The 24,166-nt window shown below is 40.2% G+C and carries 24 protein-coding genes and 1 pseudogene; 7 read left to right on the top strand and 18 right to left on the bottom strand.

The window, feature by feature from the left end; translation table 11 throughout:
- Positions 1-3: 3 nt before the first annotated feature.
- The 3 genes from tilS to ppx are packed head-to-tail and all read right to left on the bottom strand — an operon-like array spanning position 4 to position 3,710.
- Positions 4-1,395, bottom strand: coding sequence for a tRNA lysidine(34) synthetase TilS (gene tilS / locus CDG56_RS09130; protein WP_087547678.1), 1,392 nt, complete (start codon positions 1,393-1,395; stop codon positions 4-6).
- On the bottom strand, positions 1,332-2,156 hold the full coding sequence (locus CDG56_RS09135; RefSeq protein WP_005164406.1) for an acetyl-CoA carboxylase carboxyltransferase subunit alpha: 825 nt from the start codon (positions 2,154-2,156) through the stop codon (positions 1,332-1,334). The genes tilS and CDG56_RS09135 overlap by 64 nt, the downstream gene beginning before the upstream one ends.
- A gap of 33 nt (positions 2,157-2,189) precedes the next feature.
- Positions 2,190-3,710, bottom strand: coding sequence for an exopolyphosphatase (gene ppx, locus CDG56_RS09140; protein WP_087536610.1), 1,521 nt, complete (start codon positions 3,708-3,710; stop codon positions 2,190-2,192).
- A 273-nt stretch (positions 3,711-3,983) separates the two neighbouring features.
- Here ppx and trxA point away from each other — a divergent pair, with 273 nt between their 5' ends.
- The 3 genes and pseudogenes from trxA to CDG56_RS09155 all read left to right on the top strand — a co-directional run.
- Positions 3,984-4,310, top strand: a complete 327-nt coding sequence (trxA, locus tag CDG56_RS09145; RefSeq protein ID WP_004675702.1) for a thioredoxin — start codon at positions 3,984-3,986, stop codon at positions 4,308-4,310.
- 327 nt (positions 4,311-4,637) lie between these two features.
- On the top strand, positions 4,638-5,906 hold the full coding sequence (gene rho, locus CDG56_RS09150; protein WP_004906752.1) for a transcription termination factor Rho: 1,269 nt from the start codon (positions 4,638-4,640) through the stop codon (positions 5,904-5,906).
- A gap of 393 nt (positions 5,907-6,299) precedes the next feature.
- Positions 6,300-6,500 (top strand): annotated as a pseudogene (locus CDG56_RS09155) (hypothetical protein); the annotation flags it as partial.
- A gap of 158 nt (positions 6,501-6,658) precedes the next feature.
- Here the strand turns inward: CDG56_RS09155 and CDG56_RS09160 are convergent.
- From CDG56_RS09160 to pheS, 3 genes are read right to left on the bottom strand one after another with little or no spacing between them, the layout of a single operon-like run.
- Positions 6,659-6,955: an integration host factor subunit alpha gene (locus CDG56_RS09160; RefSeq protein ID WP_004664224.1), complete on the bottom strand. Its 297-nt coding sequence runs from the start codon at positions 6,953-6,955 to the stop codon at positions 6,659-6,661.
- The gene (gene pheT / locus CDG56_RS09165; RefSeq protein WP_087547680.1) at positions 6,952-9,333 is read right to left on the bottom strand and encodes a phenylalanine--tRNA ligase subunit beta; all 2,382 of its coding nucleotides are present in this window, start codon (positions 9,331-9,333) and stop codon (positions 6,952-6,954) included. The genes CDG56_RS09160 and pheT overlap by 4 nt, the downstream gene beginning before the upstream one ends.
- Positions 9,334-9,366: 33 nt before the next feature.
- The gene (gene pheS / locus CDG56_RS09170) at positions 9,367-10,347 is read right to left on the bottom strand and encodes a phenylalanine--tRNA ligase subunit alpha (RefSeq protein WP_005164386.1); all 981 of its coding nucleotides are present in this window, start codon (positions 10,345-10,347) and stop codon (positions 9,367-9,369) included.
- 231 nt (positions 10,348-10,578) lie between these two features.
- On the opposite strand from pheS, the gene CDG56_RS09175 reads away from it, so the two are divergent.
- On the top strand, positions 10,579-11,583 hold the full coding sequence (locus CDG56_RS09175) for a hypothetical protein (protein ID WP_087547681.1): 1,005 nt from the start codon (positions 10,579-10,581) through the stop codon (positions 11,581-11,583).
- A 152-nt stretch (positions 11,584-11,735) separates the two neighbouring features.
- Here the strand turns inward: CDG56_RS09175 and CDG56_RS09180 are convergent, their stop codons facing one another.
- The 3 genes from CDG56_RS09180 to rpmI form a co-directional block, all read right to left on the bottom strand.
- Complete coding sequence (locus CDG56_RS09180) at positions 11,736-12,263, bottom strand: NADAR family protein (protein WP_227519058.1); 528 nt, start codon at positions 12,261-12,263, stop codon at positions 11,736-11,738.
- 122 nt (positions 12,264-12,385) lie between these two features.
- Positions 12,386-12,745 (bottom strand): 50S ribosomal protein L20, encoded by a 360-nt coding sequence (gene rplT / locus CDG56_RS09185; RefSeq protein WP_087547682.1) that lies wholly within the window; start codon positions 12,743-12,745, stop codon positions 12,386-12,388.
- A gap of 11 nt (positions 12,746-12,756) precedes the next feature.
- Positions 12,757-12,951, bottom strand: a complete 195-nt coding sequence (gene rpmI, locus CDG56_RS09190; RefSeq protein ID WP_004637967.1) for a 50S ribosomal protein L35 — start codon at positions 12,949-12,951, stop codon at positions 12,757-12,759.
- Positions 12,952-13,187: 236 nt separating this feature from the next.
- Between rpmI and CDG56_RS09195 the strand changes: the two genes are divergently transcribed.
- On the top strand, positions 13,188-14,441 hold the full coding sequence (locus CDG56_RS09195) for an MFS transporter (RefSeq protein ID WP_087547683.1): 1,254 nt from the start codon (positions 13,188-13,190) through the stop codon (positions 14,439-14,441).
- Between the two features lie 33 nt (positions 14,442-14,474).
- On the opposite strand, the gene CDG56_RS09200 is transcribed toward CDG56_RS09195, so the two are convergent.
- On the bottom strand, positions 14,475-14,900 hold the full coding sequence (locus CDG56_RS09200; RefSeq protein ID WP_087547684.1) for a YqaA family protein: 426 nt from the start codon (positions 14,898-14,900) through the stop codon (positions 14,475-14,477).
- 26 nt (positions 14,901-14,926) lie between these two features.
- The gene (locus tag CDG56_RS09205; RefSeq protein WP_087545619.1) at positions 14,927-15,544 is read right to left on the bottom strand and encodes a glutathione S-transferase N-terminal domain-containing protein; all 618 of its coding nucleotides are present in this window, start codon (positions 15,542-15,544) and stop codon (positions 14,927-14,929) included.
- Between the two features lie 289 nt (positions 15,545-15,833).
- Between CDG56_RS09205 and CDG56_RS09210 the strand changes: the two genes are divergently transcribed.
- A complete protein-coding gene (locus tag CDG56_RS09210) occupies positions 15,834-16,307 on the top strand; it encodes an Hsp20 family protein (protein ID WP_087547685.1) in 474 nt (157 codons plus the stop codon).
- 60 nt (positions 16,308-16,367) lie between these two features.
- On the opposite strand, the gene infC is transcribed toward CDG56_RS09210, so the two are convergent.
- Positions 16,368-16,919 (bottom strand): translation initiation factor IF-3, encoded by a 552-nt coding sequence (infC, locus tag CDG56_RS09215; protein ID WP_081399795.1) that lies wholly within the window; start codon positions 16,917-16,919, stop codon positions 16,368-16,370.
- A gap of 5 nt (positions 16,920-16,924) precedes the next feature.
- Positions 16,925-18,847 carry a threonine--tRNA ligase gene (thrS, locus tag CDG56_RS09220; RefSeq protein WP_087547686.1) on the bottom strand — a complete coding sequence of 641 codons (1,923 nt, stop codon included), beginning with the start codon at positions 18,845-18,847 and terminating at the stop codon, positions 16,925-16,927.
- Positions 18,848-19,111: 264 nt separating this feature from the next.
- Between thrS and CDG56_RS09225 the strand changes: the two genes are divergently transcribed.
- Positions 19,112-20,755: an acyl-CoA synthetase gene (locus CDG56_RS09225; protein WP_087547687.1), complete on the top strand. Its 1,644-nt coding sequence runs from the start codon at positions 19,112-19,114 to the stop codon at positions 20,753-20,755.
- Positions 20,756-20,801: 46 nt separating this feature from the next.
- Here CDG56_RS09225 and yjgA read toward each other — a convergent pair whose 3' ends face one another.
- The 5 genes from yjgA to panB are packed head-to-tail and all read right to left on the bottom strand — an operon-like array spanning position 20,802 to position 24,143.
- Positions 20,802-21,341 carry a ribosome biogenesis factor YjgA gene (gene yjgA / locus CDG56_RS09230; protein ID WP_005164369.1) on the bottom strand — a complete coding sequence of 180 codons (540 nt, stop codon included), beginning with the start codon at positions 21,339-21,341 and terminating at the stop codon, positions 20,802-20,804.
- A 2-nt stretch (positions 21,342-21,343) separates the two neighbouring features.
- The gene (locus CDG56_RS09235) at positions 21,344-21,613 is read right to left on the bottom strand and encodes an HPr family phosphocarrier protein (protein WP_005164368.1); all 270 of its coding nucleotides are present in this window, start codon (positions 21,611-21,613) and stop codon (positions 21,344-21,346) included.
- A complete protein-coding gene (rapZ, locus tag CDG56_RS09240; RefSeq protein ID WP_087547688.1) occupies positions 21,610-22,461 on the bottom strand; it encodes an RNase adapter RapZ in 852 nt (283 codons plus the stop codon). Before rapZ ends, CDG56_RS09235 begins: the two co-directional genes overlap by 4 nt.
- A 23-nt stretch (positions 22,462-22,484) precedes the next feature.
- Positions 22,485-23,330 (bottom strand): pantoate--beta-alanine ligase, encoded by an 846-nt coding sequence (gene panC / locus CDG56_RS09245; protein ID WP_087547689.1) that lies wholly within the window; start codon positions 23,328-23,330, stop codon positions 22,485-22,487.
- A gap of 3 nt (positions 23,331-23,333) precedes the next feature.
- Positions 23,334-24,143 carry a 3-methyl-2-oxobutanoate hydroxymethyltransferase gene (gene panB / locus CDG56_RS09250; protein ID WP_087547720.1) on the bottom strand — a complete coding sequence of 270 codons (810 nt, stop codon included), beginning with the start codon at positions 24,141-24,143 and terminating at the stop codon, positions 23,334-23,336.
- Between the last annotated feature and the right edge of the window lie 23 nt (positions 24,144-24,166).

The following is a 24,166-nucleotide window of genomic DNA, read 5'->3' on the forward strand; positions in this document are numbered from 1 at the left end:
GTCCTACTCATCATATGAAAAAGACTGCTGAAAAAAGTCATTGCAGTCAGAAATTAAACTTGGTTGCCAACCGCCCTGCTCTAAATAATCAGATTGCGCCAACCAAAAACCCTTTGGGCTAAAAACCCCAAGCATAACATTATCTACGACCAATATTTGAATTGTATGACGTAACCAAGGCAAAATCTGTGCATCTTGAATGGCTTTTTTCAGTGGCCAATGTCCAACTCGACCATAGAGATGAATTTTTTCCCCTCCTAGGCGTTTCAGCAGCTTTAACTCTCGCCCTAAAAGCTGGGATGAAAATCCAATCGCTTGAGATTCGATTTTAAATACTCCAGCCGCAACTTTGATCGTTTCACCCATCTCATATCGCTCTAACAATACAGGTAGAATGGTAGATTGTTTTTCTGCATATAATTGGTTGTGAGTTAAACGATATAATTTTTTCTGATAGCGAACAAAATAGTGTTGATTGATATGTAAAATTGCCTGAGCATCTGGTTTTGCCAGAATAACCTCTTGTTGTAAGCGTTGTACCATATCGTAGCTTGGGCGATATTGATCCTTACCTTTTATCCAAGCAGACAGCAATTGACGTTTTCGTGCATCAGATAGCTCCAACAGACAAGTTAAATCCAGCTCATTCTCAGTTGCACATAATTTCCAATCACTTTGCAGCACATCATCTAAAATTTCTGCAGCATCTTGCATCAGATAACTCGTTCTTGACACAGCTGACTGCATTTTAGGGAAGCGATTTTCTAATACAGGCCATAACTCTTCTCGACACCATGCCCGATCATAGTGCGTATCGTGATTGGTGAGATCAGTCACATAATCAAAACCCAGTTGCTGTGACCATTGCTCAATTTGCTCACGACTCAGATCTAAAAATGGTCGCCAAATGGTCATATCTTGCCGAACATCAATTTGCTGCATCGCGGCCAAACCATTGACACCTGCACCAGAAAATAATCGTAATAACAGCGTTTCCGCTTGATCTTGCTGATGATGGCCAAGTACTAAAATGTCATTCTCAGTTAAATGTCTACAATAAGCTTGATAGCGCGCATCTCGTGCTTGTTGCTCTAGATTACCTGACCCGACTGAGACTTTTTGCAAAGCACAAGGAATCTTTAGCGCATCAGCGTGCTTTTGTACTAAATTGCCCCATTCTTCACTCATCGATTGAAGTTGATGATCAATATATATCGCGCGGGTTCGGGTGGGGAAAAGTTCAGACATCAGATACAGCAACAGCATGGAATCCATGCCGCCGCTGCACCCAATTAAGAATTGAGTTTGTTCAGAAAAATGCTGAGTTTGTGCTAAGACGCGATGCCTAAATTGCTGCTGCCAAACTTCATTAAACGTTGATAACGTGCATCGCATCGTTCTTGTGCATCCATCGGTTGCAATTCATTTAAGGCTTGTTTTAACACATCTTTCAAATCATGCATGACTTTTTCAGGTTGTAAGTGAGCACCCTCACCCTCATCCACCACATACTCAACAATACCTAAAGCTTTCAGCTTGTCGGCAGTTAATGCGAGCGCTTCACTGGCTTGTGCAGCTTTGTCCGCTGTTTTCCATAAAATCGAAGCACAGCCTTCAGGTGAAATGACTGAGTAAATACTATGCGATAGCATAATCACGCGGTCAGCGACACCAATACCAAGTGCCCCGCCAGAACCGCCTTCACCAAGTACAGTCGCAATCACAGGTACTTTTAAACTAGAAAGCTGCGCTAGACTTGTTGCAATTGCTTCTGCTTGACCACGCTCTTCAGCACCAACACCAGGATAAGCTCCCATGGTATCAACAAAAGTAAATACTGGAAGATTAAAACGTTCAGCCATATCAAGTAAACGCTGTGATTTACGATAACCTTCTGGATTACACATACCGAAGTTATGTTGTAATTTTTCACGCGTACTGCGACCACGATGTTGACCAACCACCATCACTGGCTGTCCATCGAAACGAGCTAAACCGCCAATCATAGCACCATCGTCACCATATAAACGGTCACCATGAAGAGCATCAAATTCAGTAAAGATTTCACTGACATAATCTAGAAATTGCGGACGTTCAGGATGTCGTGCAATTTGAACCGTAGCCCAAGACTTGGACTGAGTTGCTTTATTTTTCATAAGTCGTAGATAATCCCTAACAAGGATATATTGTTAATCAACAAAATTGTCTGACTGAATATTTAACTCAATGTCCCAATGTTTAAATTGCACTTGCTCATCATGCAAGTCTGCAACCAATAAAGGCCATTGTTTAGCATCACCAGAAACGCTGAGTTGCCATTGTTGATCATTTCCAACGCTCAGTTCAATGGCAGGAAGCATCTGATCACTACGACTATGGTTCAGCAAAACAGCGAGACGAAGCAACAAGCAGAGATACAATAAATGACTACCACCAACTTTTAGAACGTCATTTTTTGCATCAGCCCGTAACTTACGACGATGATGTGAAACTAAATGAGATAGATGATTTTGATCAATTTGTGAAAAACCGGGAATATCGGAGTGCTGTAATAAATATGCACCATGACGATGGTAGCCACCATGGCTAATTGCTAAACCGATTTCATGCAAATAAGCTGCACGACGCAGTAAGTCACTGTCTTCAGTCGTTAAATTTAAAGCATTCGCCACACCATCAAATAGCTGTTGTGCTGTATTTACGACACGTTCCGCTTGCTTTGGGTCTGCATTATAACGTCCCATTAAGGCTTGCACACTTCGGTCACGAATATCTTCATGTTTGAAGCGACCAAGTAAGTCATACATCACGCCTTCACGTAAAGCACCATCAGAATATGCCAATTTATCAAGCTCTAAAACTTCAAAAATGGCATATAAAATCGCAAGACCTGCTGGCAAAACTGCTCGTCGATCTTCACGTAGACCTTCAAAATCAATTTCAGAAATATGTTTAAATTTGAGCAAACGATCTTTTAACTTATATAAACCTTCACGAGTTAAATTTTCTTGTTCATCGCTCAAACCAAGATTTACAGTAATTTGACGACAAGCTTTGATTGTTCCACTTGAGCCAACAACAGTATCCCAACCTTCTGCTTTATAGGTGTTGGCTATCGCAGAGAGTTCTTTACGCGCTGCGACAACAGCTTTATCAAAAGCCTTGCTTGAAATCTCACCATCAGCAAAATAAGCTTTACTGTAAGCGACACAACCCATTTGCAACGATTCAGTGTGTAGCGGTTCAAACTCTTCGCCAATGATGAACTCTGTTGAACCACCACCAATATCAATCACTAAACGTCGACCACCATTAGCCATCGTGTGTGAAACGCCTAAATAAATCAGACGTGCTTCTTCACGTCCAGCAATAATCTCAATGGGTTTTGGTAAAATTTCAGCTGCTTTTTGAATAAATTCATGACCATTTTTTGCTTGTCTTAAAGCATTTGTCGCCACAATTCTTAGACGATTTGCTTGAACAGAGCTTAAACGACCTACAAAACGAGCCAAACACGCAAGTCCACGCTGTTGCGCAGCTTCAGTTAAATTTTTATTTTCATCCAGCCCAGCTGCTAATTGTACTTTTTCTGACATTGAAGCAACTTTTTTCACTTCACCGTGATCAACACGAGCAATCGCCAAGTGGAAACTATTCGACCCCATATCAATTGCAGCAAGTAACTCTTCATCAATCAGAAAATCAGACATTATTCATATAAACCTATGCTCAATTCACGCATTAGAGTAATTCACACGCCAATAATTTTAAAGTCATTTTAAGCAATAATAGGTGCGTATTTTCGCTTTTAAGCTATAAATGATTGTAGAAGCCGATAATCAACATCGTGAGCATCCATTAGACTTTTCATTTTGAAACTTGAATAATCAGAACAAACCCTTACATTGAGTAAAGTAGCAATGTAATATTCATGCTGATGATGAACGAATTTGCACTTTATTTATTAAATTTGGAGTAACCTTATGTCTGCGACTATTGTTAATACAACTGATGAAAACTTCCAAGCAGATGTTTTAGATGCTGAAACTCCTGTACTTGTTGACTTCTGGGCTGGCTGGTGTGCACCATGTAAAGCTATTGCACCAGTGCTAGAAGACCTTTCAAATGAATATGCAGGAAAAGTCAAAATCGTTAAAGTTGACGTGACTGCATGTGAAGACACTGCTGTGAAGTACAACATTCGTAACATTCCAGCATTATTAATGTTTAAAAATGGCGAAGTTGTGGCGCAACAAGTCGGTGCAGCACCTCGTTCTAAACTTGCAGCATTTATTGATCAAAATATCTAATCAAATTTTGACCGCATAAATAAGAGAAATACGTCTAAATTAAGCGACGTATTTCTCAGTAAAAATTGACAAATTTCTTAGTTTCGCTTATATTCTTGGATCAAGAAGCTTTGAATGGAATCTACTTCATCGCGTTTCTTACAAGACACAAACATAAGATCGCCGCTCGGCAATAATAATTGTTTTCACATTTCTCTCTGAAACAATGAACCAGACTACTGAATTGTGGTTGTGTAACTATACAATTACATCAGCATGTATGTATGCGGTCGATTTTTTTATTCTTTCCAAACACTCCTCCACTTATTCCATTCTGTCTGACCACTTATGAACTTAACTGAACTCAAGAAAAAACCCATTGGCGAACTCATTAAAATTGCGGAGTTTATGGGCCTTGAAGGCATGGCACGTAACCGTAAACAAGATATTATTTTCGCCATTTTAAAACGCCATGCCATGAATGGCGAAGAAATTTTTGGTGATGGTGTTCTCGAAATTCTTTCAGATGGTTTTGGCTTTTTACGCTCTGCTGCTGGTTCATATTTAGCAGGACCAGATGATATCTATGTCAGCCCATCACAAATTCGCCGTTTTAACTTACGCACAGGCGATACCATTACAGGTACTATTCGTCCACCAAAAGAAGGCGAACGTTATTTTGCCTTGTTAAAAGTTAATCAAATCAACTATGACACCCCAGAAAACTCACGTAATAAAATTTTATTTGAAAACCTGACACCATTGTTCCCAACTGAACAGTTAGTCATGGAATTGGGCAATGGAACCACTGAAGACCTCACAGCTCGTGTGGTCGATTTGGTTGCTCCGATTGGTAAAGGTCAACGTTCTATTATTGTTGCACCGCCTAAAGCGGGTAAAACAATGCTATTACAAAACATTGCTCAATCCATTGTGCGTAATAATCCTGAAGTGTTCTTAATCGTACTTTTGATTGACGAACGTCCTGAAGAAGTTACAGAAATGGAACGTACTGTTCGCGGTGAAGTTGTGGCATCAACATTTGATGAAGCACCTGCTCGACATGTTCAGGTTGCAGAAATGGTGATTGAGAAAGCAAAACGTTTAGTTGAGCATAAAAAAGACGTTGTGATTTTACTTGACTCAATTACTCGTCTTGCCCGCGCCTACAACACTGTGATTCCATCATCAGGTAAGGTATTAACCGGTGGTGTGGATGCTCATGCATTAGAACGCCCTAAACGTTTCTTCGGTGCTGCGCGTAACATCGAAGAAGGTGGTTCTCTAACCATCATTTCAACTGCTTTGATCGAAACAGGCAGTAAAATGGATGATGTAATTTACGAAGAATTTAAAGGTACAGGTAACCAAGAAATTACGCTTGATCGCCGTATCGCAGAGAAACGAGTATTCCCTGCAATGAATATCAAAAAATCTGGAACTCGTCGTGAAGAGCGCCTAATGAGCGAAGAAAATCTACGTAAAGTTTGGATTTTACGCAAATTGCTTCACCCTATGGATGAACTTGCTGCAATGGAATTCTTATTAGATCGTATGAAGGAAACCAAAACTAATGATGACTTCTTTGATCAAATGAAACGTAAAGCATCGACATAAGATAATTGCATTAAAAAAGGCTACCTTTATGGTAGCCTTTTTTATTTGGTTGACAAACTTACATAATATTTACAGATTATTTTAAAATTCCAATAAAACAATAAACCTTTGTTTTTAATAAATTTAAAATTAATTTCAATAAAAAAAACAATAAAATACCGATTTTAATTTTAATTTCCATAGTTTTTTTCTATCAAAAAATAGACAAATTCTGCCCTTTTTTGTCGTTTTGTTGGACAGAACAGTAGTAATTCATGATCTGCTTTGATAGGATAGCAGCAGACCAGTTAGGCTGCTCCCTGCGTTGTTACCTAAAGCGTTTAGGAATAATAAAAGCACAAACAGACTAACTCTAGGTTTTTTTTAATCTCACAATTTTATGAGAGTGATGCCATGTTATTCAAAAAATTCGCTGTTGCTGCTGCTATTGCTACTACTTTAGCTTTCGTTGGTTGCTCTAAGAAAGAAGAAGCTCCTGCTGCTGATGCTAACGCTGCTGCGTCTGAAGCTGTAGCTGCTGCTTCTGAAGCTACTACTGCTGTTGAAGCTGCTGCTTCTGACGTTGCTGCTGCTGCTTCTGACGTTGCTGCTGCTGCTTCTGACGTTGCTGCTGCTGCTTCTGAAGCTGCTCCAGCTTCTGCTGCTCAATAATCTAATATTTTTAGATTATCAAAAAGAGAACCTTTATAGGTTCTCTTTTTTTACGCCTAAATTTTTAATCAAATAAAAAATATAACTATAAAAAAAGCAGATCAATCGATCTGCTCATTTCCAACGCGCTGTCTAAATTTTTGACCTGCTCTAAACGTAACCACTCGGCGGGCAGAAATCGGGATTTCTTCACCCGTTTTTGGATTGCGTCCTGGACGCTCACGTTTATCACGTAATTCAAAATTACCGAAACCAGAAAGTTTGACTTGTTCACCCGCAATTAATGCTTGGCTGATCTCATCAAAAAACAACTCAACCATCTGTTTTGCTTCACGGCGATTTAAGCTAGTAAGCTCACTTAAATGGTCCGCCATCTCTGCTTTTGTTAATGCTGTCATGAGGCCCTCAATGTCGCTTGGTAAGTGTCTTCCAACACTTGAATAATGTTATCCATACCAGATTTAATTTCAGCATCTTCAAGCGTACGTGCTGGATGTTGCCACAACACTGCAAAAGCTAAAGAGCGCTTGCCTTGTTCAACCCCTTGACCCGTATACACATCGAACAACCATGTTGAGTCGAGTAACTCACCACCAGTCTGCTCAATTAAGCGCTGAATATCTCTAACCTCAATATTATCAGAGATTAAAAGCGCAATATCACGTCTTACCGATGGAAAACGTGATAATTCTGTAAAATTAGATACATAAGATTGCAAAACAGCCTGCTGATCCAGTTCTGCCACCCATGTTGTGCCCAAATCGAGTTCATTTTCCAGTGACGGGTGTAAACGCCCCAAGTAACCAATCGCCTGTCCATCCACCACAATTTCCGCAGATTGACCTGGATGCAGCCATGCACGCTCAGTACGGACAAATTCAGCCTTTACACGCCCCGCAGCCAGAATTTCTTCCACCTCACCCTTGAAATCAAAGAAATCCATTACCTGTGGTTTTGCATGCCAAGATTCTGGTACACGTGAACCAACCGCAATCAAGGCCAGAGTCGGAATCTGTTTCAGGTCATGAATACTTTGTGCATTTTGATAATCAAAACGTAAGCCCAGTTCAAAGAAACGGACACGCTGCTGCTGACGGTTTAAATTGTACTGGACACAAGGAATCAGGCTGGATAACAAAGTACTACGCATTGCAGCCAAGTCACTTGAAATTGGGTTGGCAAGCATTAATGGCTGTACGTTTGGATTCAATTGCTTCTCAAGTTTTGCATCGGCAAAGCTAAAACTAATCGCCTCTTGGTAACCCAAAGCTGCAATAGTTTGACGTAATTGAGCGATTTCAAAACGATCTTGGTATTTCTCCAATGTCACATCAATTTTTGGCAAACTGATTTGAATATTGTCATAGCCGTGAATACGTGCAACTTCTTCAATCAAGTCTTGATAAATTACCATATCATAGCGATGTGATGGTGGAACTACACTCCACTCACATTCAGCTTTGCTTTCCACCACACAGCCCAACCGTGTTAACGCATCCGCAATAAAATCACCAGCAACTTGATAGCCCAACAACTGGTCTACTTGCGTTTGTTGTAATGCAATCGCTTCACGTTTTGGCAATAAAGCCTCTTGCTCAGCAATCGTAATTGGACCAAATTCTCCACCAGCAAAGGCTTGAATCAGCTCAGAAGCACGGTGCATAGCAATCATCGGCAATTCAAAGTCAACGCCACGTTCGTAGCGCTGTGATGAGTCAGTATGCAAACCGAAACGACGAGCACGCCCTGCAATAGCTAAAGGCGCAAAGAACGCACTTTCGAGGAAGATATCTTGAGTCTCATCAGTTACCGATGAATCCAGCCCGCCCATAATGCCTGCCATTGCCAATACTTTCTGATCATCTGCAATAACCATGATGTCATCTTGCAGTTCAACTTCTTGATCATTGAGCAAAGTCAGTTTTTCTTGTGGCTGCGCTTGGCGCACTTGAATCGAACCTTCGATTTTTGCCAAATCAAAGGCATGCATCGGTTGACCAAGCTCGAGTAATACATAGTTAGTAATATCCACCAAAATACTATGCGTACGAATGCCTGAGCGTGCCAATGCCTGTTCCATCCATTCCGGTGTCGGCGCTTTGACATTGACATTTTTGATAATACGACCCAAATAACGTGGTGTACCTTCCGTGCTAATCGTTACTGCTTTCTCATCTGTGATTGTTGCAGGTACAGACTGGATCTCAGGCTCATTCACCTTTAACTGATTGATCACTGCGATTTCACGGGCAATTCCACGAATACTAAAGCAGTCACCACGATTTGGTGTGATACTGATATCAATGACATTGTCATCAAGCTTTAAATATTCACGAATATTCATCCCCACTGGTGCATCAGCAGGCAACTCTAACAAACCGTCAATTTTGTCTTCTAAATCAATTTCAGAAGCACCACAGAGCATACCTTGTGATTCAACACCACGGAGCTTGCCTTTTTTAATTTTGAAATCACCTGGCAATACTGCACCGATCGTTGCAACAGGAGCCTTCATGCCTACACGAACATTTGGCGCACCACAGACAATCTGTAAGACTTCAGCCGAACCAATATTAATCGTGGTCACACGTAAACGATCTGCATCTGGATGTTGTTCAACCGTAAGGACTTCACCGACAACCACACCAGTAAACGGTTTTGCAACGGGCGCTAACTCATCGACTTCCAAACCCAACATGGTCAATTGATCAGACAATGTATCGCTATCAATCGCTGGATTTACCCAGCTGCGTAACCAATTTTCACTAATTTTCATTTGTATAAACCTTCTTTAATCCTGAAAAATTGTTTAGGCAAATTGGCGTAAGAAACGCACGTCATTTTGGTAGAACATACGCAAATCATTGATGCCATAACGCAACATTGCAAAACGTTCTACCCCCAGACCAAAGGCAAAGCCTTTGTATTTATCAGGATCAATTCCTGCGGCACGCAATACATTTGGATGCACCATGCCACAGCCTAAAACTTCTAACCAACGACCACGTTCATCCATAATATCCACTTCTGCACTTGGCTCTGTAAATGGAAAGTAAGATGGACGGAAACGTACTTTTAAATCTTTTTCAAAGAACTCATTGAGTAGGTTAATCAATAAACCTTTTAACTCAGCAAAGCTGGTATTTTCAGCAACGTACAAACCTTCGATCTGATGGAACATTGGCGAATGGGTTTGATCTGAGTCACAACGATAAACACGGCCCGGACACACGATACGAATTGGCGGCTGACTAGTTTCCATGGTTCGAATTTGCACGCCCGAAGTATGGGTACGAAGCAAATGGGTTGCATCAAAGTAGAAAGTGTCATGCATCGCACGGGCTGGGTGATGTCCCGGAATATTTAAGGCTTCAAAGTTGTGATAATCATCTTCAACTTCTGGACCATGTGCTATTTGGAAACCTGCTTTAGTAAAGAATTGGCAAATACGCTCTTGTACTTGAGTAACAGGATGAATACTTCCCATGCGCTGACCGCGGCCCGGTAAAGTAATATCAATGGTTTCACTTGCTAATTTTTTTGCAAGTTCAGCTTGTTGTAATGTCTGTTGACGCTCAGTCAAAGCTGTATTGATTGCTTCACGCACAGCGTGAATCGCAGCACCTTGTACTTTTCGCTCTTCAGGATCCATTTTTCCAAGTGCTTTCGACTGTTCTGCGAGCTGGCTTTTCTTCCCTGTAAATTGCACACGAACTTGATCGAGTGCAGCAAGGTCTTGAGCCGCTGCAATGGCAGCAAGCGCTTCAGTGGTCAGGGCTTCCAGTGACATAGTAACTCTCAAAGCAACAAAATATAGAAATATAATAAAACGCTATAGTTTATCAGCTTTTTACCAGTTTGATGAAAATAAACAGCGGTTTAAATAGCGTACTTTTGAAAATATAGATGCAAAAATATAACAACAAGATAGCTAAGCAGATCAACTAAAATTTCTGAAAAATTACTCAACAATTGAATAAAATGTATAAGATACCGATATCGTCAATGAGAAAGAATAACGATGGCGCTTGATCAAATCTGGAAACAACAGCTTACACTAGTGACTTATGGCAATGAATATTTAGAAGGAAATCTCAATTTTAGCCGTTGGGTTGAACATCCGATTTTCAATCAAAATCGACTGATTTTTAGAGACTTACTCTCTCAACACCTGTTGGCACAACATTTCCAGATTTGGCTTGAAGGCTTAAAAAAACAAGGTGTTAAAAAACTCAGCCTACATTTATCTAGCGTACTGAATGATGAGCAAAATCCAAATGCTAACGTAGAGTTGCTTCCCTTTGCGCATTTTATTGTGAGCCATCAAGGCAATAAAAAAACCGCATGGATCTGTGGCCATGAACTGGCTGAATGGGATAACAGTGATCAAGCCTTTGATGCACCGGCATCTCAACAAACAACCCTCCGCCAAGAAGTATTTTGGCGTTATGAGTTGAATGATAAATTCGCTAAAAAAATTGATGCTGACTTACAGAAGGTAAATTGGAATCAGGTTGCCATTTTCTTGGAGAAAGAACTGTTCGATAGTAAATATGCTGAACATTTTCCAGAGCCAGAACAACAAGATTTGCCTTTTTATGGTTATGAAGCTGATCTTACACATCTTTCTAGCAAACAATTAGCATTGATTCCAACAGATTATCCAGCAGATTGTGCACATCGATTATTACATCGCACACAAGCATTAACTGATTATTTAGAACAACAAAGAAAACATCCTTATACGACTACAGGTGAGTTATTTAGCCCTGAAGAACAGATTAATCTCCGTAATTTTTCACAAAAAACGGATGACTTATTTGCCAAGCTGATTGTAAAAACCGCAAATCACTACCAAACGGCTCAACTTACGGCAGAAGAACCTGAAATCATTGACCGAACCATGGAAATTCCACAACGACTTAACAATACCCAGCAACATCACAAAGTTGGTGCTTCAGGTGTGATTAAATTGATTATATTAACCGTGATTATTTGTCTGGTTGCTTATTATTTTGGACTATAACTTCCACCAAGCGCTCAGTCACATTCATAGATGTTGATAGAACCAGATTAGATATTGAATCAAATCGTATCGTCATAACATCAGCATGTTTGAGCAGACTATAAGGGCTATACAATAAGTACAGAGTATAGCTTCTTCTCAAAGGCTCAATATTAATGAGCCAGAAATTGAGACCGAACCTGCATCAGAGCAAATCCAAGTAAGTTCAACCCCTGCCATTGGTTCGGGTCTTGAATATGCTCGTGATCTTGTGCCATTCCAATCCCCCAAATCTGATCAACGGGCGATGCTTCAACCAAAATACGATCATGCGTAGTAAGTAGAAAATCTCTTAGCTCAGGATGCTGTGAAAATTTAGCCCAATTTGCCTGTACTACGATCTCAAAACGCTTTTCCTGCCACAACTGCTCGTCATAGTGCTGTACTTTCCGACCGAGCTGTTTTGCTTCATTCGGGTGTGTGACCTTCAAAATCTGTTGAAATATCTCATCATCGTTAAAGAGTTTTGCTTTTTGCGCCATCATATAATGTTCTGCTGTGAGATATTCAACACCCTCCTGTTTAAATGGTGATGAAAACCACTGGCTAAAACAACTTTTATCCACATGATTGTTTTGCTTTGGAGTATGTCCCCAGAAATATAAATATTTAAATGGGCGACCTTGCTGGACTTGTTGAATTAAATCATTTAAAAAATTTTCGTCTTACATCATCTATCTCTGATTATTATCTATTATTGAAAATCCAATTCACTAAAAACAAAAAAGACCGCTAAAAAGCGGCCTTCTTTGAATCTCTAAGCTTATACAGCTAATGCGCCTTTAGCTTTTTCAGCTAAAGCAGCAAATGCAACTGCATCATGCATAGCGATGTCAGCTAATACGCGACGGTCGATGATCACTTGAGCTTTTTTCAAGCCATCGATCATACGGCTGTAAGACAAACCGTTAAGACGAGCACCAGCATTGATACGCGCAATCCATAAAGCACGGAATTGACGTTTCTTTTGACGGCGGTCACGGTAAGCATATTGGCCAGCTTTGATTACTGCTTGGAACGCTACGCGGTAAACGCGTGAACGAGCACCATAGTAACCTTTAGCGCGAGCAAGAATTTTTTTGTGACGGCGATGAGCCTGTACACCACGTTTTACACGAGCCATTTATAATCTCCTTAGATGTATGGGCACATAGCACGAACTGATGCAACGTCACTTACGTGAACCATTACACAACCGCGCAATTGACGGATACGCTTAGCAGATTTTTTGGTCAAAATGTGGCGCTTGAATGCTTGTTTGCGCTTGAAACCGTTTGCAGTCGCTTTAAAGCGTTTAGCTGCACCACGGCGAGTTTTTAACTTAGCCATAGTAACCTCTTTTGGGCACCTGTTCGGCTCGTTTGCACTATTGCAAATCGACCTGCAGGTAAGGAAGGCAGTATCATATAGCATCTGCCTTTAAAACAAAAGTAAAATGCTCATTTTTTAATAGCAACTACTTTATTTTTCTCAAACGTTATTTTCCATAATTAATTCTCAAATTATGAGAAATATCCACAAAATCAGCGCCTATAATAGAATCAAATTATTAAATCTTTATTCTTATGAATATTCAGAATGATGCATTCGCCGCGTTAAGGTATCGAGATTTCTCTATTGTGACCTTGAATCAATTTTGCTTAACACTGGCAATTTTAATTCAGGAAATTATTGTTGCTTATTCACTCTATCAAATCACTCGTGATCCCCTAACCTTGGGTTTTATTGGTTTGGCTGAAGCAATCCCATTTATCACGCTTTCTTTATGGGGTGGTTATTTTGCAGATAAACTGAATAAACAAAGCATTATGAAAGTCTGTTTATTCTTTTCCATTCCTTTACCTTTGGTTCTTTGGGGCTTATTCCATTTCCATGGCTTAGAAAAAATTGGTATTAGCACACTTTCTTGGGGCATTTATGCTGTCATATTTGCCTTGGGTACTATTCGGGGTTTTTATAATCCATCAGCCACTTCACTCAAACCCTTTTTAATTCCACGCGAGCTGTATGCCAATGGTGCTACATGGACCACGATCGGCTGGCAAAGTGGTGTCATTATTGGGCCAATGTTGGGTGGTTTTATGTTGGCATTTCTGGGACGCGAAACGAGCCTTTTTGCAGTATCAACATTATTGGCAATCTGCTTTATTTTGATTAATTGCTTACAGAAACGAACATTCCCCAAAATGGAAACTGAGAATGTCTTACAAAGCCTGACCGATGGTTTCCGCTTTATTTGGAAAACCAAAATTGTTTTATGGGCAATCTCACTAGACTTGGTATCGGTACTCTTTGGCGGTGTGATTGCATTATTGCCCATTTTTGCCGAAGAAATCTTAAAGGTCGGCCCTGAAGGTTTAGGTTATCTACGCGCCGCCCCTTCGATCGGCGCACTAATTACTATGATTGTCCTGACCAAATTCCCACCAATGCACCACGCTTGGCGGAATATGTTATTGGCTGTCGCTGGCTTTGGTATTTTTACCATTCTGTTCGCCTTTTCAAACAATATATGGCTATCACTATTTGCCTTAGCCATGACTGGTGCTTGTGACAGTGTTTCTGTCGTAGTTCGTCAAACTGTGCTACAAATTTTCCCACCTGAAAATATGCGAGGTCGAGTGGCTGCGGTAAATGGAATGTTCGTTTCATCGAGTAATGAACTCGGGGCTTTTGAATCAGGTCTAGCAGCCAAGTATCTCGGAACAATCACCGCGACCATATTTGGTGGTTGTATGACGCTTGCAGTTGTAACTTACTGTTGGTTGAAAACCAGCGATTTATTTAACGTCGATATTACTAAAGGTACTGATCATTAAAGGTTTTAGGGAAAGTCAAACTTTCCCCTTTTTTCAAAAAACTCCAACATATAACACATACAACGTTAAATAACGCCCACCTTTGGCGATGGTGACAATCAATAAAAATCGCCAAAAATTTTCTTTCATCAATCCTGCAATCAAGGTGATCGGATCACCAATCACAGGTGTCCAACTCAGTAGCAGCGAATAAAAACCATATTTATGATAAATCTGTTGTGCTTGTGCTAAGCGCTGTTCTGAAATAGGAAACCATTTTTTATCTTTAAAATGTTCAATTTTCAGTCCTAACCACCAGTTCACACATGAACCCAAGACATTTCCAATGGTTGCAACCAAGATCAGATAAAAAGGGTTGGAAAGCCCTTGTATCAATAAGGTTATTAATACTGCTTCCGACTGTAAAGGTAATAACGTCGCAGCCCCAAAAGCAGATATAAACAACAACCAATAACTCATGAGGCAAACTTAAACACGGTAAAATATTAGACTTGGATCGATAAAGCTTTTTGTATCGCAGAACGCGCTGTTAAGCGTTCAATATAGTCTTGCACATATGGATAATCTTCAAGCTGAATGCCTTGCCATTCATAACGCAATGCCCAAGGCAAGATTGCCATATCGGCAATTGAATACTCACCCGCCACAAACTTTTGACCAATCAATTGCTTATTTAAAACAGTGTAAAGCCGCTTAGTCTCGTTGATATAACGATCAATTGCATAAGGAATACGTTCAGGTGCAAATTTATTAAAATGATGATTTTGCCCTAGCATTGGACCAAACCCACCCATTTGCCACATTAACCATTGTTCCACCTCAACCCGTTCTTGCTCATCAGTCGGATAAAATAGACCTGTTTTTCGACCTAAATATTGTAGGATCGCACCTGATTCAAATACAGAAATCGGTTCACCTCGCGGTCCATTTTGATCAACAATCGCTGGAATTTTATTATTAGGAGAGATTCTTAAGAAGTCTGGTTGGAACTGATCATTTTCCAAAATATTAATTGGAAAAATTTGATAATCCAAGCCCATTTCCTCAAGTGCAATGGTTATTTTATGTCCATTGGGTGTTCCCCAATAATAAAGATCAATCATTTTAAAATTATTCTCCATACACCGTAGATGGTGGCTCTTTACACACCTTAATAGATTTAAAAAGAAACAACAAGTTCTGCAAATTAAAAATAATTTTTTATAATTATCAATTATATATAAAATTTATTTAAAAAAATAGATCTTTAACTTGAATTTTTTAAACCCAAACATATATTAATTATTGTGTTAGAAATGACGATTTTTAACATTCTGTCGATGTTTATACATGGCAGGTTTAAGTTTTATATTCTTATTTTTAAAACTTTGCTGACCTCAGGAGGTTCTAATCATGAGTAATCTAAATCTTCATCCTTTATTTCGTCGTAGCATTGGATTTGACCGTTTAAATGATTTTATTGACTACGCCATGCAAAGTGATACACCCAATTACCCTCCATATAACATAGAGAAATCTGGTGAAAACCGTTATCGCATTGTGGTGGCTACCGCAGGTTTTAGCCTAGAGGAATTAGGACTGAGTCTAGAAAATCAGCTTCTTACCATTTCAGGTAAACCTGAGGTTGTTCAGAAAGAAACAACTGAATATCTGCATAAAGGAATCGCGCGTCGTGCCTTTAAATTGTCTTTACGCTTAGATGAACATATTGAAGTTCAACAAGCTGATTATGAGAATGGTTTATTGGTCATTGAGTTGGAACGAATCATACCAGAAGAGAAACTTCCACGCGAAATCCCAATTGGTAAGAAAAAACTTTTACTTGATCAGCCTGATTCTACAGAAAAAACTGTAAGTACTGAGTAATTATGCTTTAAATCAAAAAAGCCCTGCTATTCGAGCAGGGCTTTTTTGATGATTGGATGATTACTTTTTCTTTTTCGGACCAAGTAACATACCCATCTGACGACCTTCCATCTTCGGCGCTTGTTCAACTACGCCAAACTCAGCAACGTCAGCTTCAATTTTTTGTAATTGAGCCAAACCAAGCTGTTGATGTGCCATCTCACGACCACGGAAACGCAAGGTAATTTTCACCTTATTTCCTTCTTCAAGGAAACGTAAAATTGCACGCAATTTTACTTGGTAATCACCTACGTCCGTTGCAGGACGTAACTTGATTTCTTTCACTTGCACTTGATGCTGTTTTTTCTTCGCATCTTTTTGCTTTTGCTTTAAGTCAAATAAGTGCTTGTTGTAGTCCATGATTTTACAAACAGGCGGTTCTGCATTAGCAACAATCTCAACAAGGTCAAGATTAGCTTCTTCAGCAGCACGTAATGCTTCAGTTAATGAAACAACACCTTTTTGTTCTCCATCTGCAGCGACGAGGCGTACTTCTTTCGCACGGATCTCTTCGTTAATTGCAGGACGGTTACTTTTAGCACCTTGTTGCTGGTTACGGTCAGGCTGTTTAATCTTTATTACTCCACAATATACCGGCCGCGTTCGGCAACGGCAGATTTCACTAGGTCAATAAATGCATCTACTGACATAGTACCTAAATTTTTTCCTGAGCGAGTACGCACATTAACAGTACCTTCTTCAACTTCTCGATCACCAAGAACTAGAAGGTAAGGAATACGCTCTAGGGTACGCTCACGAATCTTAAATCCGATTTTTTCATTTCTCAAGTCAGAAATAGCACGAAGACCATTTTCTTTGAGTTTTGCAACCACTTGTTCACATGCTTCTGCTTGTGAATCAGTAATATTCATAACACACGCTTGAATTGGTGTTAACCACGGCGGCATAAAGCCCGCATAGTGTTCAATTAGTATACCAATAAAACGCTCAAAACTACCAAGAATTGCACGATGAAGCATGACTGGTTGATCACGATCATTGTCTTCAGTGACATAAGACGCATCTAAGCGAATTGGTAAGTTGAAGTCACATTGAATCGTACCGCACTGCCATACACGGCCTAAGCAATCTTTCAATGAAAATTCAATTTTCGGACCATAGAATGCACCTTCACCAGGTTGCAAATCCCAAGCTAAGCCTGCGTTATCTAAAGCATCCGCCAAAGATTTTTCCGCTAAATCCCAAAGTGCATCATCACCGACACGTTTTTCAGGACGTGTAGACAATTTCATTTGTACTTCTTCAAAGCCGAAGTCTTTATAAACATCTAAAGTCAGCTTAATAAAGTCAGCAACTTCTTGACCAATTTGTTCTTTGGTACAGAAAATATGTGCATCATCTTGGGTAAATCCACGAACACGCATAATCCCGTGTAAAGAACCTGATGGTTCATTACGGTGACATGAACCAAACTCCGCTAAGCGAATTGGTAAATCACGGTAAGATTTCAAACCTTGGTTAAACACTTGTACGTGACAAGGACAGTTCATTGGCTTAACAGCATAGTTACGACTCTCTGAATGAGTTGTAAACATATTATCTGCGTAGTTGGCTGCATGACCAGATTTTTCCCAAAGCGTAAAATCGACGATTTGCGGCGTTTTAATCTCTAGGTAGCCATTGTCTTGCTGAACTTTACGCATGTATTGCTCAAGCACTTGATAGATTGTCCAACCATTTGGATGCCAGAACACCATACCTGGTGCTTCTTCTTGCATATGGAATAAATCTAAAGCTTTACCGATTTTACGATGGTCACGCTTTTCCGCTTCTTCAATACGTTTGATATATGCAGCTAACTGTTTTTTATCAGCCCAAGCCGTACCATAAATACGTTGAAGCTGTTCATTCTTCGCATCACCACGCCAGTAAGCACCAGAGATTTTTGTGAGCTTGAATGATTTTAAGAATTTAGTGTTTGGTACGTGCGGACCACGGCACATATCCAAATAATCTTGATGGTAGTACAAGCCCATTTGTGTTTCATTCGGCATGTCTGCGATCAAGCGCAATTTGTATTCTTCGCCACGTGCTGTGAATTCTGCAATCACCTCATCACGTGGTGTCATTTTTTTGATGACATCATAATCTTGATCGATGAGCTTTTTCATACGCTCTTCAATCGCTGCCATATCATCTAAAGTAAAAGGACGTGGCATCCAAATGTCATAGTAGAAACCTTCTTCAATGACTGGACCAATTACCATTTTTGCTTCTGGAAACAGCTGCTTAACAGCGTGACCAACGAGATGTGCGCAAGAGTGACGAATAATTTCTACGCCTTCTTCATCTTTAGGCGTGATAATTTGCACAGTTGCATCTTCGGTAATCAAGTCTGAAGCATCGACTAAACGATCATTGACACGACCTGCTACGGTATTTTTCGCAAGACCCGGACCAATGCTTAATGCAACGTCCATCACAGATACGGCTTGATCAAACTGTTTTTGATCGCCATTTGGCAAAGTAATAATTGGCATAATAAAATCCTTAAGGAGTGATGCCCTATACGAAGGAGCATATCACCGCGAGATTATGTATTGAGGCGAACCTCAAAAGATAAAAAACGGCGGATAAAAAAGTATTCAAGATTTTACACAGGTTTAGTTGAGGATGAAACCTTTGAATCATAAAAACCTAGATTGATTAGGCTTCATCTCCGACTAAAGCCTAAATGATTTAGACTGAATGACACACTATGTTGATATAGATATAAATGAAAAAAACACAAATGGAGCAAACACATGGTTAGTGCATATGATGAATTACCGAGAACCCCTGCAAATTTCGTTGCCTTATCACCTTTACGTTATTTAGAACGTGCTGCTTATATTTATCCACACCAAGCCGCAATTATTCATGGGGAACGTCAAATCACATGGCAACAAAGCTATCAACGTTGTCGCCAGTTTGCACATCAGCTCACTCAGTTAGGAATTCAAAAGAATGATACCGTTTCGGTACTCTTGCCGAATGTACCTGCAATGATTGAAGCACATTTCGCTGTACCAATGGCAGGTGCAGTACTCAATACACTGAATACTCGTCTCGATGCCAAAACCATTGCTTTTATGCTGGCTCATGCCGAGTCCAAAGTTCTTTTGGTCGATCCAGAATTCAGATCACTTGCTGAAGAAGCCTTAAAGCTGATCACTCAAGATATTATTGTGATTGATGTATTTGATCAGGAATACGAAGGTCAGCAAATTGCACTTGGGCAATATGAATATGAATCGTGGTTAGCTGAAGGCAATCCTGAATTTGAATGGCTACTTCCACAAGATGAATGGGATGCGATTAGTCTGAATTATACTTCAGGCACCACAGGCAATCCAAAAGGTGTGGTTTATCACCATCGTGGTGCTTATCTCAATGCAGCCAGTAATATTTTGGCGTGTGGTATGAAACCTCGTGCGGTTTATCTATGGACACTACCACTATTTCACTGTAATGGTTGGTGTTTTGCATGGTCAATTGCAGCCAGTGGCGGTACCAATATTTGCTTACGTCGAGTTGATCCAGTTTTAATTTTTAAATATATCGCTGAACACAAAGTCGATTATTTCTGCGGTGCGCCAATTGTCTTATCCATGCTCATCAATACTCCAGCAGAACAAAAAACAGCTTTCAACCACCATGTTGAAGTCATGGTTGCTGGAGCTGCCCCGCCCGTTGCGATTATTGAAGGTATGCGCCATATTGGAATTAATGTTAATCATGTCTATGGTTTGACAGAAACCTATGGCCCATCGGCATTATGTGCTTCGCAAGCTGGATGGAGTGACTTATCTATTCAAGAACAGGCTCAACTTCATTCTCGTCAAGGTGTTCCTTATCCACTCCAAGACAGTATGCGAGTACTTGATCCTGAAACGATGCAACCCGTACCGAATGATGGGCAAACCATGGGCGAAATTATGTTCCGTGGTAATATCGTGATGAAAGGTTATCTCAAAAATCCACAAGCGACTGAAGAAGCTTTTAAAGGTGGTTGGTTTCATACAGGAGATCTAGCCGTTTGCCATCCTGATGGTTATGCCAAAATTACTGATCGCTCTAAAGATATTATCATTTCAGGTGGCGAAAATATTTCATCGCTCGAAGTCGAAGATGTACTTTACCGCCACCCTGCTGTACTCACCGCCGCAGTGGTCGCAAAACCTGATGAACGTTGGCAAGAAGTGCCTTGTGCATTTATTGAGTTGAAGCAAGGTGCATCTGCTTCCGCAGAAGAAATTATTGCACATTGCCAAAAAGAACTGGCTCGCTTTAAAGTTCCTAAAGATGTGGTAATTACTGAGATTCCAAAAACATCGACAGGGAAATTACAGAAATTTATTTTAAGAGAATGGGCAAAAGAACGAGCAAGTGTTTCGTTTGAGAATTAACCCCTAAAAACAAAAAAGAAGTTTCAACTGAAACTTCTTTTTGGCTTTAACCTTGATCAGATAACAAGGCGACTTGCTGTACATAGTTCACAAATTTGAGCTTGGATGCGGCAAGTTCTTCTTCACTCACCTGCTGTTTGATATCTCGATGAATGCGTAAAACATGCTGACGCAAAGTATGGCGTTCAGAAGCATTAAACACTTTACTAAACTCATTAATGATTGGATCACCTTGATCAATCATTCGATCGACCCAACGCATCAATTGCATTTGTTTTTTAGCACCTTGTTGCGGTGTCAAATAAGATAAAATCGTGGTTTCATTTTCATTACGCAATAACTTACCAACACGTTGAAACTGACGACGGCGTGCTTCAAATGAACTGATCTTCTGCACTTCAAGTAATGCATCAATCAAACGCTCATCGACAGGAAGCTTTTGAATTTGTTTTGGATTGAGTTGAGCCAATTGCTCACCTAAAGCAGCCATACGTTGCACAGCTTTTTTTTGCTCGGTTCTACTCGCACGTCCTTCTAATGACTCAAAATCTTCATCTGTATAACGTTGTTGGGTACCACGTGCCACGATTACTCTGCCTCATAAAATTTTGCTGCGAACAGCGTTTGAATTTCTTCCCGTGCTTTTTCTTCATCAGCACCATCAATCACCAATCTTAATGTTGTGCCTTTACCAGCACCCAACATCAACAATGACATAATATTTTTTGCATCAACCAATTTATCACCCTTGCCGATTTGTATCGAAGAGCTAAATTTGGTTGTGACTTCAATCAGTTTACCAGATGCACGCGCATGTAAGCCGAGTTTATTAATTACATCAATTGTTGTGTCTATCATGACCAGTGCTTCATTTCTCTATGTAAGATTTGGACAGTCCATTTTGCCTTAAGAGCCTGTTTGAGTCTATCCACGATATAAACTGAACGATGTTGCCCACCTGTACACCCCACTGAAATGGTCATGTAATGTCGATGCCCTTCCGCAAAAGCTGGCAACCATTTTTCCAAGAAGTTATAAATATCGGTAAACATTTCATTGGTTTGCTGATTGCTTTCTAAAAAACGGCAGACGGGATCATCCAACCCAGAAAGACGACGCAACTCTAAATCCCAATGCGGATTAGGTAAATGACGCACATCAAATACATAATCGGCATCAAGCGGAATGCCATGTTTATAGCCAAAGGATTGTAGAATCACAATCAACTTATCAGACTGCCCCAATCGAGACAGCAAGATATGTTTGAGATCATGGACACTTTTACCCGTCGTATCAATATGCACTGTAGAGCGGAATTGTATCGGTATCAGCAACTGTTTTTCTTCCTGTATGCACTGCAACAGACTATTAAAACGATTTGCTAAAGGGTGCGGCCTGCGTGAGGCACTAAAACGGGAAACCAGATCCTGATCCTGAGTGGTCAGGTAAATGATATCAACCGTACCATGCTTTTTTAATTGCTCAAAAACATGGTCAAACTCCTGCATATCGGCACGGGTGCTACGGATATCAACGCCCAGCGCTAACTGCTCAAGATTATTCTCATGATCCAGTTTAGCTACAATTTCAGGCAATAATGCCAAAGGTAAATTATCTATACAATAATAGCCCAAATCTTCAAGCACCTGTAATGCAGATGATTTTCCTGAACCTGACTGTCCTGTAACGATAAGAATACGCTTCATCGCATATCGCCCTTTAATTTATTTTATGTTTTGAAATTAATGTGTAAATTATCAATCAAACGTGTTGAACCCAATTTAGCCGCAATAAATAAAACTAAATCACGATCAAACTCTTCAATTGGTTGCAAATTAGGTTGACGAGCCTCTACATAATCCACAACAAATCCAGCTTGTGTCAATTCCGTTGAGATATTTGCTAACACTTGCGAAAGTGATTGCCCCTCTCCCAAGCCAACCTCAGCTTGTTTTAACAACTGATAAATTTTTGGCGCAATACTTCGTTGCTCTTCAGACAAATAACCATTGCGTGAACTTAAAGCCAAACCATCCGCTGCTCGTACAATTGGTACACCGATGACTTCTAATGGAATATTTAAATCCTGCACCAACTGACGAATTACAGCCAATTGTTGGTAATCTTTTTGTCCAAAAAAAGCATAATCAGGTTGTACAATATTGAATAGTTTAGTGACAACAACCGCCACGCCATCAAAATGACCTGGACGTGATTTGCCACACAGGTCATCGGTAATTTGACTAACACTAATATTGGTTAAACGAGGCTGCTTGCCATACATTTGATCGACAGAAGGGGCAAAAATAATGTCACACCCTACATCTGCCAACAAACGACTATCTTGTTCTAAGGTACGTGGATAGCTATCAAAATCTTCACCCGCACCAAACTGGATTGGGTTAACAAAAATACTCACCACCACGACATCACAGATTTTTTTTGCAGCGCGCACCAAAGTCAAATGACCTTCATGCAAATTCCCCATAGTTGGCACAAAACCAATTAATTTTTTTGTTGTTCTTGCCGGTGCTAATGATGCGGTTAAGCCTTGTATTGTTGTTTCTGTTTTCATGAGTTAGAGCTCAACTTGAAAAGTGTGTTCTTTCGCTGGAAATGATTGATTTTGAACAGCAGCATGATACGATTTAAACGCATCTATAATTGCTGTTTCCCCCGCTTGTTCTTTCATAAAATTACGCACAAAACGCGCAACGCGACCAAAAGTTAAACCAAGCATGTCTTGTACCACCAAGACTTGTCCATCGGTTTCATTGCCTGCACCAATACCAATCACTGGCGTATTAGGAAATAGTTCAGCAATTTCCTTGCCTAACTGAGCTGGAACACACTCTAATAATAATACCGCAGCACCTGCATCAACCACAGCTTGGCAATCCGCAATTAATTGATCTGCTGCTTCACGGGTTCGTGCTTGAAGTTTATAGCCGCCGAATACGTGTACTGATTGTGGCGTTAAACCCAAATGCACGCAGACAGGAATACCATTACGTGTCAAAACTTGGACTAATTCACTTAGCCAAGCACCGCCTTCAATCTTGACCATTTGTGCGCCAACTTGCATCACGGCTTTGGCATTTTTTAGACCATCTTCAAGCGTTGCATAACTCATAAATGGTAGATCAGTCATAATTAAGGCGTGCGAATTACCACGACGTACAGCTGCTGTATGATAAGCCATATCTTCAACTGTTACAGGAAGTGTGGAATCTCTTCCTTGAATCGCCATTCCTAGAGAATCACCAATTAAAATTGTATCAATTTCAGCCAATTCCATCGCTTTAGCCATACTTGCATCGTAACAAGTAAGACATGAGAACTTACGTCCATCAGCTTTAAATTTTCTTAAGTCACTTAGACTAATCATGATGATATCCTCTGCAGGCATTT

The sequence above is a fragment of the Acinetobacter sp. WCHA39 genome, from assembly GCF_002165385.1.
Classification (GTDB): domain Bacteria; phylum Pseudomonadota; class Gammaproteobacteria; order Pseudomonadales; family Moraxellaceae; genus Acinetobacter.